Consider the following 13,151-nt stretch of genomic DNA (forward strand, 5'->3'; position numbering starts at 1 on the left):
GTACGCGACTTCGCAAGAGACTCCAGCAGTTCCCGCTGGCCGGGTTCGAGCACCAGTGGTGCGGCAGCACGTGTCACGTCTCGAGTCTACTCCAATGACTAGCTATTTACGAGACAGAACACTAGGTGCTCGGTGCGAGGCCAGACGTCGCCGAAGGCGTGCATCGTCGCGATCCGTTTGAAGTCTGCGCCGTTAGCTGGCTCACCAGGGGTGGCGCCAAGAAAGCGCTCCAAGCGGAAGCCCAGCAGACGCTCAGCCGTGTCCAGCGCGGCGGCGTACCCCGGGTCTGTCGCCGCAGATGCCGGATCGTTCATCGTCACGATGCTCACTCTTCCATGCACAAGGACGAAGTAGGCGAGATCCAGCATTTCGAACGTGGCTGAGGGTCGCACCTCGTCAAGCTGATCAAGGAAGAGCGAGCCTGGCCCATCAGCCCCGACGTAGCTGGCCTCGAACTCAGCCGTCAGCGGACCACCCATCTCGACAGCAGCACTTGCCAACCTGAACAGCGGCAAGGGCTTCGAGGGCACGGCGCAGTCCCCCGACGGCCGCTTCCTCTACCCGCTGCTGGAAGGGACGGTCGCCGGTGACCCGGCCGGTGCGTTGCGGTTCACCGAGTTCGACCTGACCAGGGGGGCGTACACGGGTCGGCGCTGGACGTACCAGTTGGACGCGCCGGGCAACGCGATCGGTGACGCCATCGCCGTCGACCGGGACCGTTTCCTGGTCATCGAGCGGGACAACGGCGAGGGCGCCACGGCGGTGACGAAGAAGATCTACCTCGCCGACCGGCGGGACCGGAACCGGGACGGCCAACTGGACAAGACCCTGGTGGCCGACCTGATGGACATCAGCAACCCGAAGCGGATCGGCGGCTTCGAGCGGCGGTTCACGTTCCCGTTCCAGACCATCGAGGACGTGGTCGTCCTCGACGACCGCACCATCGCGGTGCTCAACGACAACAACTTCCCATCCTCGGCCGGTCGTACGCCGGGCGTGGCGGACAACAACGAGTTCATCGTGCTGAGGTTGGACCGTGGCCTCGACGCGGACAAGCGGATCCTGGACCGCCGCTGACCCGCCGACCGCAGCGGCGGTGGCGCCTGCTTCCGCGTCACCGCCGCTGCGCTGTCTCAGCCGCCCTGTCCGGCCGGCTGCGGCTCGGGCTCGGCGGCCGGCAGCGGCTCGCCGGTCTCGAGCAGCGTCTTCAGGCTGGAGAGCAGTTCGGACCAACCGCCGCCGACGCTGTCGAGCAACGCGCTGTCGGGCGCGAAGCCCTCGTGTACGACGGTCAGCCGGACCACCTCGCCACGCGGCTCGATCTCGAACCGGATCCGGGTCCGCGGCTCCTCGGCCAGTTTGGCGACCTCGGCCGGATCCATCTCGTACGCCGCGGCGAACTCGGGCGTGAAGCTGTGCCAGGTGTAGGAGAGCAGCCGGTGCGGTTCGGACTCGAGGACCACCTGGGCCGGGTCGGCGATCCGCGCGCCGTTCGGCAGCACCCAGACCACCGGTGAACCGACCTGCCAGTCGGATTCGAAGGTCACCCCCCAGTACCGCGTGGTGAACGCGGGATCGGTCAACGCCTGCCAGAGGCGTTCCGGGGTGGTCCGGATGAAGCTGGTGTGGACGAATTCGCGGGTGTCCATGGGCGTCTGCTCCAATGCTCGTTTGAGGTCGGCGAGGGCGGTGACCCGCCCGCGCTCGTACCGCTGGATCCAGCGGTCGGCGATGGCGTTGATCGGCTCCGCGTTGAGGTAGTGCAACTTCTCCCGGCCACGCCACCGCGTGGTGATCAGGTTCGCCGCCTCCAACACGGCCAGGTGCTTGCTCACGGACTGCCGGGTCGACGCCATGCCGGCGCAGAGTTCACGCAGGCTCTGCCCGTTACGGGCGTTGAGGTCGTCGAGCAGTTGCCGTCGGGTGGCGTCGCCGAGGGCCCGGAAGACCGCGTCCATGCCCTCGTCCCCGGTGTGCACCCGTGCCCCCTCGGTCCGCCCTGACGCAAACATGCAACCAGTTGGCTGCCTGTCGGGCAGAATAGGCAGCCAACTGGTTGCATGTCAACGCCGGGCCCTCGGGGTCAGCCGGGCAGGGTCAGACCGCCGATCGGCGCCAGCACCTCGCCGGTGTAGTACGACGAGAGCTGGTCACTGGCGAAGAAGACGTACGACGGCGCGATCTCGTCCGGCTGTGCCGCCCGCCCCATCGGCACCTGCTGGCCGAACTCCTGCACCTTGTCGGCGGGGAAGGTGGCCGGGATCAGTGGAGTCCAGACCGGGCCCGGCGCCACGCAGTTCACCCGGATCCGCTTCTTGATCAGCGACTGTGCCATCGAGTAGGTGAACGCGATGATCGCGCCCTTGGTCGCCGAGTAGTCGATCAGGTGGTCGTTGCCCTTGAGCCCGTTTATCGAGGCGGTGTTGATGATCGCCGAGTTCTCCGGCAGGTGGTCGAGGGCGGCCTTGGTCACCCGGTAGTAGCTGTGGATGTTCACCGCGAAGGTGTGCTGCCACTGCTCCTCGGAGATCTCGGTCAGCGAGTCCGCGGTCTGCTGGTAGGCGACGTTGTTCACCAGCAGGTCCAGGCCACCCAGCTCCGCCACGGTCTGCGTGACGACCTCCCGGCAGTGCTCCGCCCGGGCCAGGTCGCCGGGAAGCAGTACGCAGCGACGACCGGCCGCCTCCACCAGCTTCGCGGTCTCCCGGGCGTCCTCGTGTTCGGTCAGATAGGCGATCGCCACGTCGGCGCCCTCCTTGGCGAAGGCGACCGCCACCGCCCGGCCGATCCCGGAGTCGCCGCCGGTCACCAGCGCGCGACGACCACGCAGCAGGTCCCGGCCGGTGTAGTCGGCCATCCGGTCCCGGGGGCTCGGCGCCATCTCGTCCGACTCGCCCGGATAAGGCTGTTCCTGAGGTGACGGTTGGGGCATATCGTCGAAAGAGTTCATTTCCCGCCGGTACCCGAGGTCTGCCCCGGACAAACGCCCCGGGCACGCCGGCCGAAGAACGCCCGGGAACGCCGGTGGCCCCGGGAACGCCGGCCGGGGAACGCCCGGGAACGCCGGCCGGACGCACCCGGCGGCCGGCGAGCGGAAGCCGGCGAGCAGGACAGGTGACCGTCAGCCGGCTGGGCGGAGCACGGACGACCCGGTCGCGGATCAGTCGGCCAGCAGGTCCCGGACGGCGCGCTCGGCCGCCGGCCCGGGCGGCACGTCGGCGAGCGGAGTCAGCCGCCCGTCGTGGTAGAGGTCGAGCAGACGCGGATCGACGTACGAGGCCCGGGCCACCGCCGGCGTGTTGCCGAGCAGCTCCGCCACCTCCCGCATCACCGCCGCCACCACCCGTCGCCGACGGGTACCCGAGGACGCCGGGCCGGCGGCGGCGAGCCGGGTCGCGGCCAACACGGTGGCGTGCCAGGTACGGAAGTCCTTCGCCGTCATCTCACCGCCGCTCGCCTCCCGCAGGTAGTCGTTCACCTCCTCGGCCCGTACGTCGTGCCACCGGCGGCCCTGCCAGTAGGCGAACAGCCGGTCCCGTCCCCGGTGCCGCCGTCGCAGCTCACGCAGCACCCGGCAGACCTCCGGGTCGGTGATCCGGCGATGCTGGGCGACACCGCCCTTCGCCGGGAACTCCAGCACGACACAGCCGCCGCCACCACGGGCATGCTCGGGTCGCAGGGTGGCCACCCCGAACGTCGGCGCCTCGCCGCTCGCGTACCGGTCGCCGCCGATCCGGAACATGCCGAGGTCCAGCAGTTGGACGATGGTGGCCAGCACCCGGGTCCGGGTCAGACCCCGGCCGCGCAGATCGCTCTCCACGTGCTTGCGGAGGTCGTCGAGGTGCGTCGCGACCTCCAGCACGTGGGCGAACTTCTCCCGGTCCCGTCGGGCCCGCCAGACCGGGTGGTAGAGGTACTGCCGCCGACCCGCCTCGTCGACCCCGGTCGCCTGGATGTGGCCGCGCGGGTCCGGGCAGATCCAGACATCCCGCCAGGCCGGGGGAATCGGCAGTTCCCGGAGCCGGTCCAGTTCGGCCGGATCGGTGAGCCGTCGTCCGCGCCGGTCCAGGAAGGTGAATCCCCGGCCGTGTCGCCGCCGCCGGTGGCCCGGGGCCGCCGGGTCAGCCCGCCGCAGCCGCATCGTCACTCCGTTGTCGCACGGTTCGGCGGTACCCCGGGCGGATCGCCGGCACACCTGGCCGGCGATCCGCCCGGCCGGTGCACAACCCGCCGGGACCCGGCGTACAACCCGCCCGAACCTGGCAGGCGACCGCCCGGACAGCTCAGGCGACCGCCTCGCGGGCCCGTACCGGATCGTCGGCGTACAACGCCAGCCGGGCCAGCCGTTCGCAGTCCGGGTACGACCGCTGCGCGAGCGCGGCACGGACCCGGGGCAGTGCCCGACCCGACATCGACAGGCTGGTGACCCCGAGCCCGACCAGCACCGGAGCCAGCAGCGGGTCGGCCGCTGCCTCACCGCAGACCCCGACCGGCTTGCCCGCCGCCCGGCCGGCCGCGCCGACCTCGGCGATCAGCCGGAGCAGCGCCGGCTGCCACGGATCGAGCAGGTCGGCCAGGACCCCGCTCTGCCGGTCCGCCGCGAAGGTGTACTGGCTCAGGTCGTTGGTGCCGATGCTGAGGAAGTCGACCTCCTCCAACAGCTGCCCGGCGCGTAGCGCGGCGGCCGGCACCTCGATCATCACCCCGGCCCGGGGCAGCCCGGCGGCGTACACCGCGGCGGCGAACTCGGCCGCCTCGGCCCGGGTGGCGACCATCGGCGCCATCACCGAGACCTCCGCCCCGGTCCGCCGCGCCGCCTCGGCGATCGCGGCCAGCTGGGTACGCAGCAGTTCGGGCCGTTGCCGGGCCAGCCGCAACCCGCGTACGCCGAGCGCCGGATTGGGCTCGTCCGGCTGGTTCAGGAACGACAGCGGCTTGTCCGCGCCCGCGTCGAGGGTACGGATCACCACCCGCCGCCCGGGCAGCTCGGCGAAGACCCGCCGGTACGCCTCGGCCTGCTCAGCCAGCCCCGGTTCCCGGCTCCGGTCGAGGAAGAGCAGTTCGGTGCGGAACAGCCCGATCCCCTCCGCCCCGGCGACGGCGGCCAGGTCCCGGGCCGAGCCGATGTTGCCGAGCAGGGCGACCGGACGCCCGTCCGCGGTACGCCCCGGGCCGGTGACCTCGACCGCCTCGGCGAGACGCGCCCGGTCGGCCGTTTCGGCGGCGGTCACCTCCGCCGGGTCGACGCCGACCCGGACCACGCCGGTGCCGCCGTCGACCAGCACGACCGTCCCCTCCGACAGCTCCCGTACGGCCGGACAGGCGACCACCGCCGGCAGCCCGAGCGCCCGGGCCAGGATCGCGGTGTGGCTGGTCGGCCCGCCCTCCTCGGTCACCAGTGCGGCGACCTGCTCCGGGTCGAGGTCGACGGTGTCGGCCGGAGCCAGGTCCCGGGCAGTGAGTACGTACCGGTGTCCGGGGGACGGTACCCCGGGCATCGGTCGGCCGAGGCAGACCGCGACCGTCCGGTTGCGCAGGTCGTCGAGGTCGGCGACCCGCTCGGCCAGATAGCCGCCGGCCGCCTCGAACGCCGTACGGTGGCCGGCGAAGGCCGCGTCGACGGCGTGCGGGGCGTCCAGCCCGGCACCGACCTGGTCCCGGACGGTGTCCCGGAGCACCGGGTCGTCGGCCATCATGGCCTGGGCCCGGAGCACGTCGACCAGGGTTCGCTCGGTGGCCCGGTCGGCCCGGCGGGTCAGCTCGGCGACCACCTCGGCCAGGGCCGCCACCGCCCGGTCGGCCTCGACGGCCGGCTCGGTCACCGGCGTCGGTTCGGGCAGCGCCGGCACCTCGGCGACCCGGAGCACCGGGCCGCCGGCCAACCCCGGACTGACCCCGATCCCCCGCAACGATCCCGGGACCGCCGGATCGGATACCGGACCGGCCGGACCGATGGCCGGATCGATGGTCGGATCGATGGCCGGCTCGGCCAGGGGCGGCGCGGCCGGATCGATGGCCGGCTCGGCCGGGCTCAGGGGCGGCGCGGCCGGGTCAGGCATCGGCGGGCTCCTCGGCGTCCAGGTCTCGGGCCAGCAGGTCGGCGAGGGTGTCCAGGGCGACCTCGGCGCCCTGGCCCTCGGCCTCGATGACCACCTCGGTGCCCCGCCGGGCGCCGAGGGAGAGGACCGAGAGCATGCTGTGCGCCGGCACCGGTCGCTTGTCGCCGGTCCGGATGGTCACCGGGACCGGGGCCGCGGCGGCGGCCGCGACGAACAGCGCCGCCGGCCGGGCGTGCAGACCGCTGGCGGAACCGATGGTGACCGTACGGGTAGCCATGGTGCCCCCTTTCAGGGCTCGATGGTGACCTTGATGGCCTCGCCCCGGGCGACCACGCCGAAGGCGTCGATCGCCTGGTCCAGCGGAAGCCGGTGGGTGATCAGGTCGGCGACCGGCACCGCGCCGGTGGCGACCAGCCGGAGCGCCTCGGCGTTGTGCGCGGGGCTGGAGCCGTTGGCGCCGACGATGGTCAGTTCGCGGTAGTGCACCAGGTTCGAGTCGACGGAGACGACCGGGTTGTCCTTCGGCAGCCCGCCGAAGAAGCTGATCCGGCCCTGCCGGGCGGCCATCTGCACGGCCTGCTCCTGGGCCGCTCCCGAGGCCGCCGCCGTGATGATCACGTCGGCGCCGCGTCCGTCGGTGAGCTTGAGGATCTCGTCGACCGGGTCGACCTCGGCGGCGCAGATCGCCGCGTCCGGGTGCACCAGCGCGGCGGCCATCTCCAGCCGTTCCCGGTTCAGTTCGACCAGGAAGACCCGCGCGGCGCCGCGGGCCCGGGCCAGCCGGACGTGCAGGCAGCCGATCGGTCCGGAGCCGACCACCACGACGTCGTCGCCGGTGCCGACCCGGGCCAGTTCCTGCCCGTTGAGGACACAGGCGAGCGGCTCGGCCACCGACGCCTCGGCGTACCCGACGCCGTCCGGGATCCGGTTCAGTCCGTCGACCGCCAGCACCTTCGCCGGTACGACCAGGTACTGCGCGAACCCGCCCTCGTAGTGGTAACCCATCGACTCCTGGTTGGGGCAGACGGTCAGCCGGCCACGCGTGCACTCGGCGCAGGTGCCGCACGGGATCGCGGCGATCACCTGCACCCGGTCTCCCGGTGCCCAGCCGGTCACCTCGGCGCCGGTCTGCACCACCTCGCCGGCGATCTCGTGGCCCATCACCCGGGGCGGCCGGATGTGGTGGTGCCCGAACTTGGAGATCTTGACGTCGGTGCCGCAGGTCGAGCAGTTGCGTACCCGGATCTTGACGTCACCCGGGCCCGGGGTCGGCTCCGGGACGTCCTCGATGCGGACGTCGGCGGGGGCGTGGAATCGAACGGCCTTCATGCTGTGCTGTCCTCCCGCGCCGACGCGAGCAGCGTCAGCACCTCGTCGGGGTCGGTGGCCTCGCGCAGCGCGCGGGCCCGGTCGGGGTCGAGCAGGATCTCGGCGAGGGCGGCCAGCAGTTCGACGTGTCCGTCGCCCCGGGCCGCGATCGCCACGCAGACGGTGACGGGCTGGCCGCCCCAGTCCACCGGGACGGGAAACCGGAGCACCGCGAGCGCGTCCCGGTGCACCAGCTCCTTGCCGGCGAGGGTGCCGTGTGGGATGGCCACCCCCTCGCCGACGTACGTCGAGACGGAACGCTCCCGGGCGAGCATCGCGGCGACGTACGCCGGGTCGACCGCGCCGGTCTCGGCCAGCACCTCTCCGCAGCGTCGGATGGCGGTGTCCCGGTCGGCGGCGGTCTCGGTCAGTCGGATCGCCCGCCGGTCGAGCAGGTCGGCGTCAACCACGGACCTCGTCGCCCTTCTCGATCGCCCGGACCACCGCGGTCACCGCCGGGTCGCCGAGGAAGACCTGGAACGGTACGACGACCTTGTCCGGCGCAGAGGCCCTGGCCCGTTCGGCGAGTCCGCTGTGGGTGATCACTACGTCGGCGTCGGCCGGGATGGAGTTGACCGGGGTGTGTTCCACGGTGACCGAGAACTTCTTGAGCTGCCGGCGGAGTTGGCTGGCGAGCATGACACTGCTGCCCATTCCGGCGTCGCAGGCGACCACGACCTTGTGGATGTCCCTACCGTTGATGCTGCCCATGGTGGTCCCTTTCTGGTTGGTCGGGTGGACTGGTCGGCCGGTCAGCGATCGACCCCGGCCGACGTGCCGGAGCGTGGTCCGGCACCGGCTGACGCGTCCGGCTCCGCTGCGGCCGGGGCCGCCGGGACGCCGTCCGCCGACGGGGCGTGGGCGACAACGGCCGTGCCGTCCGGGCTGTCCGTCGACCCGGCCGCGACGACGGCTTCGGCCCGGTCGCCGTTGCGCCGGCCGAAGCCGAGCAGCGCGGCGGCGACCACGAACGACACCCCGGTGGCGATCAGGATCCCGAGCGCCATGCCGAACCAGCCACCTCTCGGGGTGACCGCCACGTAGGCGAAGATGCTGCCGGGCGACGGGGTGGCGACCAGTCCGGCCCCGGTGACCATGAAGGTGCCGACGCCCGCGGCGCCGCCGGCGATCATCGCCAGGATCAGCCGCGGCTTCATCAGCACGTACGGGAAGTAGATCTCGTGGATGCCGCCGAGGAAGTGGATGACGCCGGCGGCCGGCACACTCGGCCGCAGCGACCGTGGTCCGAAGAGGAGGAACGCGAGCAGCAGGCCGAGGCCAGGTCCCGGATTCGACTCGATCATGAACAGGACGGACCGGCCGGTCTCCTGCGCCTGGGCGACCGCCAGCGGCGACAGGACGCCGTGGTTGATCGCGTTGTTCAGGAACAGCACCTTGGCCGGCTCGACCAGCACCGAGGCGACCGGCAGCAGGTTGTGCCCGATCAGCCAGTCCACCCCGCTGCCCGCCCAGTCGCTGAGCCGGCCGACCACCGGGCCGACCACCCAGACGCCGACCAGGGCCATGCCACCGCCGATGATCCCGGCGGAGAAGTTGTCGACAAGCATCTCGAAGCCGGGTCGGATCCGGTCCTGGACCAGGTTGTCGAAGAGTTTGAGCAGGTACGCCGTCAGTGGGCCGATGGCCATGGCGCCGAGGAACATCGGGATGTCGGCGCCGACGATGATGCCGACCGTGGCCACCGCGCCGACGACGGCGCCGCGTTGGCCGTGCACGATCCGGCCGCCGGTGTAGCCGATCAGGATCGGCAGCAGGCTGAAGATCATCGGGTCGACGAGTGCGGCCAGGTGCTTGTTCGGCAGCCAGCCGGTGGGGATGAACAGCGCGGTGATCAGGCCCCAGGCGATGAACGCGCCGATGTTGGGCATGACCATTCCGGCCAGGTGCCCGCCGATCCGCTGGACCTGGGCCTTGAAGCCGGTGCCCTGGACCTCCGGTGTGTATGACACGGCCATGGGGGGACTCCTTCGCGAGGGATGACCCGCGTTACCGAACGCGGTGGGGGTCGTCGGTCTGTCCGTGCGTCGCGGCGGCGCTCTCGAACGTGGGAGTGGGACGGGAATCGGTGGCGGACATGGCCGGTCAGCCCTGCGGCAGCAGCGGTCGGACCAGGTCCGGTCGGGGGTGCAGTCGGACGGTGTCTCGGTCCAGGTCGGCCGGCCCGGGCATCCGACTGCCGGGGAGGCTGACCGCCGCCGCGCCCCAGGCGAGACCCTCGGCGAGGGCGGCAGCTCCCCGGGCGCCGGCGGCCAGGAAGCCGGCCAGCAGGGCGTCGCCGGCTCCCACGGTGCTCTTCGGCTGGGCGACCGGCGACTCGCCGACCACCACGCCGTCGGCGTCGACCAGCACCGCGCCGTCGGCGCCGAGGCTGGCCAGCACCGCGCCGGCGCCCCAGTCCCGCAGTCGGGCGGCGGCGTCGACCACGTCGCCGAGCGAGTCCAGCGGGGTGCCGACCGCCTCCGCGAGTTCCTCCCGGTTGGGTTTGACCAGTGCCACGCCCGCCTCGGCGGCGGCCCGCAGGGCCGGCCCGCTGGTGTCGACGGCGAGCCGTACCCCGGCGGCGACGAGGCGGGCGCAGAGTGCGCCGAACGCCGACACCGGCAGGCCCGGTGGCACGCTGCCGCAGGCCACCACCCAGTCGGCCGAGTCGGCCACGGCCAGTACCGCCTTGGTGACCGCGGCGAACTCGGCCCCGGTGAGCACCGGACCCGACTCGTTGACCTTGGTCACCGTGCCGTCCGGCTCGGCGAGGGTGATGTTCGACCGGGTACGACCGGCGATCGGCACCCCGATCAGGTCAACGTCCTCGGCCCGCAGCAGGTGGACGAGCTGGGCGCCCTCGGCACCGCCGACGGGCAGCACGGCGCGGGACGGTACGCCGTTGGCCAGCAGTGCCCGGGAGACGTTGACGCCCTTGCCGCCCGGGTCGAGGTGGGTGGAGGTGGCCCGGATGACCGCACCCCGGGTCAGCGCCCCGATCTCCATCGCCCGGTCGAGGCTGGGGTTGAGGGTGACGGTGAGGATCATGCGCGGACCACCCGTACGCCGGTCGCCTCGACGTCCTCGGCGAGTTCCTGGTCCAGGCCGCTGTCGGTGATCAGCAGGTCGAGGTCGTCGAGGGAACCGAACCGGGCCAGGTAGTCGTTGCCGATCTTCGTGTGGTCGGCGAGCAGCACCACCCGGCGGGCCGCCCCGATCATCGCCCGTTTGACCGCCGCCTCGGCCGGGTCCGGGGTGGTCATCCCGCGCTCGATCGAGCACCCGTTGGTGCCCATGAAGGCGACGTCGACGTAGAGCCCGGCGAGGGGGCGCAGTGCCCAGTCGTCCACGGTGGCCAGGGTCTTGCCGCGTACCCGGCCGCCGAGGAGCAGCACGGTGAGGTTGGGCTTGAGCCCCAGCCCGGCGGCGAGGACCGGGGAGTTGACCACCACGGTCAGTTCCCGGTCGGCGGGCAGCAGCTGGGCGAGCCGGGCGGTGGTGGTGCCGGCGTCGAGGATGACCGCTCCCTCCGCCGGCAGTTCGGCCAGGGCCGCCTTGGCGATCCGTTCCTTCTCGTCGACGAGTACGGCGTCCCGGGCGGCGAGCGCCGGCTCGAACCCGATCCGTTCCACCGGGATCGCGCCGCCGTGCACCCGGCGCAGCACGCCGGCCCGTTCCAGCACGGTCAGGTCGCGGCGGATCGTCTCCGCGGTGACGTGGAGGCTGTCGGCCAGCGCCATGACGTCGACCCGGCCCGCCTCCCGGGCCCGGCGCAGGATCTCCTGCTGACGTTCCTCGGCGTACATCTGCGTTCTCCTGCCCGATCGTTTTTGCTTGCCTTCTGTTTACGCCCGTTTCTGTGGTAAGTCAACATCCTGCCGCCCCAGAACGGTCATCCGCCTCCGGTCGCCGGTCGCCGCATGCGCCGGTCCGGTGTGGTGAAAAGCTTGAGGGCATGAGTTCCGACAACGCACCAGCCGCCCCACCGGTCGACCCGAGCCCGAACGACGCCGACGACGGCCCCGTCACCTTCGCCGACCTCGGCCTGCGGACCGAACTGCTGGAGGCGCTGAGCGCGCTGGGCTACGAGGAGCCGACGGCGATCCAGCGGGAGGCGATCCCACCGCTGCTCGCCGGGCGCGACCTGCTCGGGCAGGCGGCCACCGGAACCGGCAAGACGGCCGCGTTCGCGCTGCCGCTACTGCAGCGGATGCCGGCGGACCGCTCCGGAGATCCGGTGGCGCTGATCCTGGTGCCGACCCGCGAACTGGCCGTACAGGTTTCCGAGGCGATCCACCGCTACGGCCGGGACCTGGGGATCCGGGTGCTGCCGATCTACGGTGGGCAGCCGATCGCCCGGCAACTGCGGGTCCTCGACGGCGGGGTCGACGTGGTGGTGGCGACCCCGGGCCGGGCGCTGGACCACATCGCCCGGGGCACGTTGCGACTCGGCCGGCTCGCCACCGTGGTGCTGGACGAGGCGGACGAGATGCTCGACATGGGCTTCGCCGAGGACATCGAGGCGATCCTGCAGCACGTACCGGAGCAGCGGCAGACGGTGCTCTTCTCGGCCACCATGCCCAGCCGGATCGACGGGCTGGCCCGACAGCACCTGCGCGAGCCGGTGCGGATCGAGATCGCCCGGCAGCCGGCCCCGTCCGGCGCCGGCCCGCTGGTCCGGCAGATCGCGTACGTCGTCGCCCGCGCCCACAAGGCGGCCGCACTCGGCCGGGTCCTCGACGTCGAGTCACCGACCGCGGCGATCGTCTTCTGTCGCAGCCGGGAGGAGGTCGACCGGCTCACCGAGACGATGAACGGTCGCGGCTACCGGGCCGAGGCGCTGCACGGTGGCATGACGCAGGAGCAGCGGGACCGGGTGATGGGGCGGCTGCGGGCCGGTACGGCGGACCTGCTGGTGGCGACCGACGTGGCCGCCCGGGGGCTGGACATCGAGCAGCTCACCCACGTGGTCAACTACGACGTGCCGTCGGCACCGGAGTCGTACGTGCACCGAATCGGCCGGGTCGGCCGGGCCGGCCGGCAGGGGGTGGCGATCACCCTGGCCGAACCCCGGGAACACCGGATGCTGAAGACCATCGAGCGGACCACCGGGCAACGCATCTCGATCGACAAGGTCCCGACCGTGGCGGACCTGCGGACCCGCCGGCTGGAGATGACCCGGGCCGCGCTGCACGAGAGCCTGCTGGAGGACGACCTCGACCCGTACCGGGTGATCGTGGAGACCCTCACCGACGAGTTCGACGTGATGGAGGTGGCGCTCGCGGCGGTGAAACTGGCCCACGAGACCACCGGCGGCAGCGTCGACGAGGAGGACATCCCGCAGGTCGGATTCCGTGTCGAGCGGGACGGCCGGGGCCGCCGGGACGGCGGACGCGACGGCGGGCGGGACGACCGGCGTGGCGGCCGTCCCCGGCCCGGCGGCATGACCTGTCTCTTCATCGGGGTGGGCCGACGGGCCGGGATCCGACCGCAGGACCTGGTCGGCGCGATCACCGGCGAGACCCAGGTCAGTGGCCGGGAGATCGGGGCGATCGAGATCGCGGACCGGTTCTCCCTGGTCGAGGTTCCGAACGCGGCCGCGGCCGAGGTGATCGCGAAGCTGCGGCAGAGCACCATCAAGGGCCGCCGGGCGACGGTACGCCGGGACCGGGAGGACAGCCGGGACCAGTGACATCGGGCCGGCGTCCGGGGGCGCGGCGAAGG

At 72.4% G+C, this 13,151-nt stretch carries 14 protein-coding genes; 2 read left to right on the forward strand and 12 right to left on the reverse strand.

The window, feature by feature from the left end; translation table 11 throughout:
- Positions 1-98 precede the first annotated feature (98 nt).
- On the reverse strand, positions 99-530 hold the full coding sequence (locus tag ABGB21_RS34630; protein WP_347681385.1) for a hypothetical protein: 432 nt from the start codon (positions 528-530) through the stop codon (positions 99-101).
- Between ABGB21_RS34630 and ABGB21_RS34635 the strand changes: the two genes are divergently transcribed.
- On the forward strand, positions 502-1,077 hold the full coding sequence (locus ABGB21_RS34635) for an esterase-like activity of phytase family protein (protein WP_347681434.1): 576 nt from the start codon (positions 502-504) through the stop codon (positions 1,075-1,077). The genes ABGB21_RS34630 and ABGB21_RS34635 overlap by 29 nt on opposite strands.
- Positions 1,078-1,133: 56 nt before the next feature.
- Here ABGB21_RS34635 and ABGB21_RS34640 read toward each other — a convergent pair whose 3' ends face one another.
- From ABGB21_RS34640 to ABGB21_RS34690, 11 genes are all read right to left on the reverse strand, one after another.
- Positions 1,134-2,012: an SRPBCC domain-containing protein gene (locus ABGB21_RS34640; protein ID WP_347681386.1), complete on the reverse strand. Its 879-nt coding sequence runs from the start codon at positions 2,010-2,012 to the stop codon at positions 1,134-1,136.
- Positions 2,013-2,083: 71 nt separating this feature from the next.
- Complete coding sequence (locus ABGB21_RS34645; RefSeq protein ID WP_347681388.1) at positions 2,084-2,950, reverse strand: SDR family oxidoreductase; 867 nt, start codon at positions 2,948-2,950, stop codon at positions 2,084-2,086.
- Between the two features lie 210 nt (positions 2,951-3,160).
- A complete protein-coding gene (locus ABGB21_RS34650; protein ID WP_347681390.1) occupies positions 3,161-4,141 on the reverse strand; it encodes a DNA topoisomerase IB in 981 nt (326 codons plus the stop codon).
- A 142-nt stretch (positions 4,142-4,283) separates the two neighbouring features.
- Positions 4,284-6,059, reverse strand: a complete 1,776-nt coding sequence (ptsP, locus tag ABGB21_RS34655) for a phosphoenolpyruvate--protein phosphotransferase (protein ID WP_347681392.1) — start codon at positions 6,057-6,059, stop codon at positions 4,284-4,286.
- Positions 6,052-6,336: an HPr family phosphocarrier protein gene (locus ABGB21_RS34660; RefSeq protein WP_347657978.1), complete on the reverse strand. Its 285-nt coding sequence runs from the start codon at positions 6,334-6,336 to the stop codon at positions 6,052-6,054. Before ABGB21_RS34660 ends, ptsP begins: the two co-directional genes overlap by 8 nt.
- An 11-nt stretch (positions 6,337-6,347) precedes the next feature.
- On the reverse strand, positions 6,348-7,388 hold the full coding sequence (locus ABGB21_RS34665) for a zinc-dependent dehydrogenase (RefSeq protein ID WP_347657977.1): 1,041 nt from the start codon (positions 7,386-7,388) through the stop codon (positions 6,348-6,350).
- Entirely contained in the window at positions 7,385-7,837 is a 453-nt protein-coding gene (locus ABGB21_RS34670; RefSeq protein ID WP_347681394.1) for a PTS sugar transporter subunit IIA, read from the reverse strand. Before ABGB21_RS34670 ends, ABGB21_RS34665 begins: the two co-directional genes overlap by 4 nt.
- Entirely contained in the window at positions 7,830-8,138 is a 309-nt protein-coding gene (locus tag ABGB21_RS34675; protein ID WP_347657975.1) for a PTS lactose transporter subunit IIB, read from the reverse strand. The genes ABGB21_RS34670 and ABGB21_RS34675 overlap by 8 nt, the downstream gene beginning before the upstream one ends.
- A 41-nt stretch (positions 8,139-8,179) precedes the next feature.
- The gene (locus ABGB21_RS34680) at positions 8,180-9,403 is read right to left on the reverse strand and encodes a PTS mannitol transporter subunit IICB (RefSeq protein ID WP_347681396.1); all 1,224 of its coding nucleotides are present in this window, start codon (positions 9,401-9,403) and stop codon (positions 8,180-8,182) included.
- A gap of 127 nt (positions 9,404-9,530) precedes the next feature.
- Positions 9,531-10,475, reverse strand: a complete 945-nt coding sequence (gene pfkB, locus ABGB21_RS34685) for a 1-phosphofructokinase (RefSeq protein WP_347657973.1) — start codon at positions 10,473-10,475, stop codon at positions 9,531-9,533.
- Positions 10,472-11,233, reverse strand: coding sequence for a DeoR/GlpR family DNA-binding transcription regulator (locus tag ABGB21_RS34690; RefSeq protein WP_347657972.1), 762 nt, complete (start codon positions 11,231-11,233; stop codon positions 10,472-10,474). Before ABGB21_RS34690 ends, pfkB begins: the two co-directional genes overlap by 4 nt.
- 149 nt (positions 11,234-11,382) lie before the next feature.
- On the opposite strand from ABGB21_RS34690, the gene ABGB21_RS34695 reads away from it, so the two are divergent.
- Complete coding sequence (locus ABGB21_RS34695; protein ID WP_347657971.1) at positions 11,383-13,119, forward strand: DEAD/DEAH box helicase; 1,737 nt, start codon at positions 11,383-11,385, stop codon at positions 13,117-13,119.
- Positions 13,120-13,151: the final 32 nt, after the last annotated feature.

It is taken from the genome of Plantactinospora sp. B24E8, from assembly GCF_039871735.1.
In the GTDB taxonomy this organism is placed as follows: Bacteria; Actinomycetota; Actinomycetes; order Mycobacteriales; family Micromonosporaceae; genus Plantactinospora.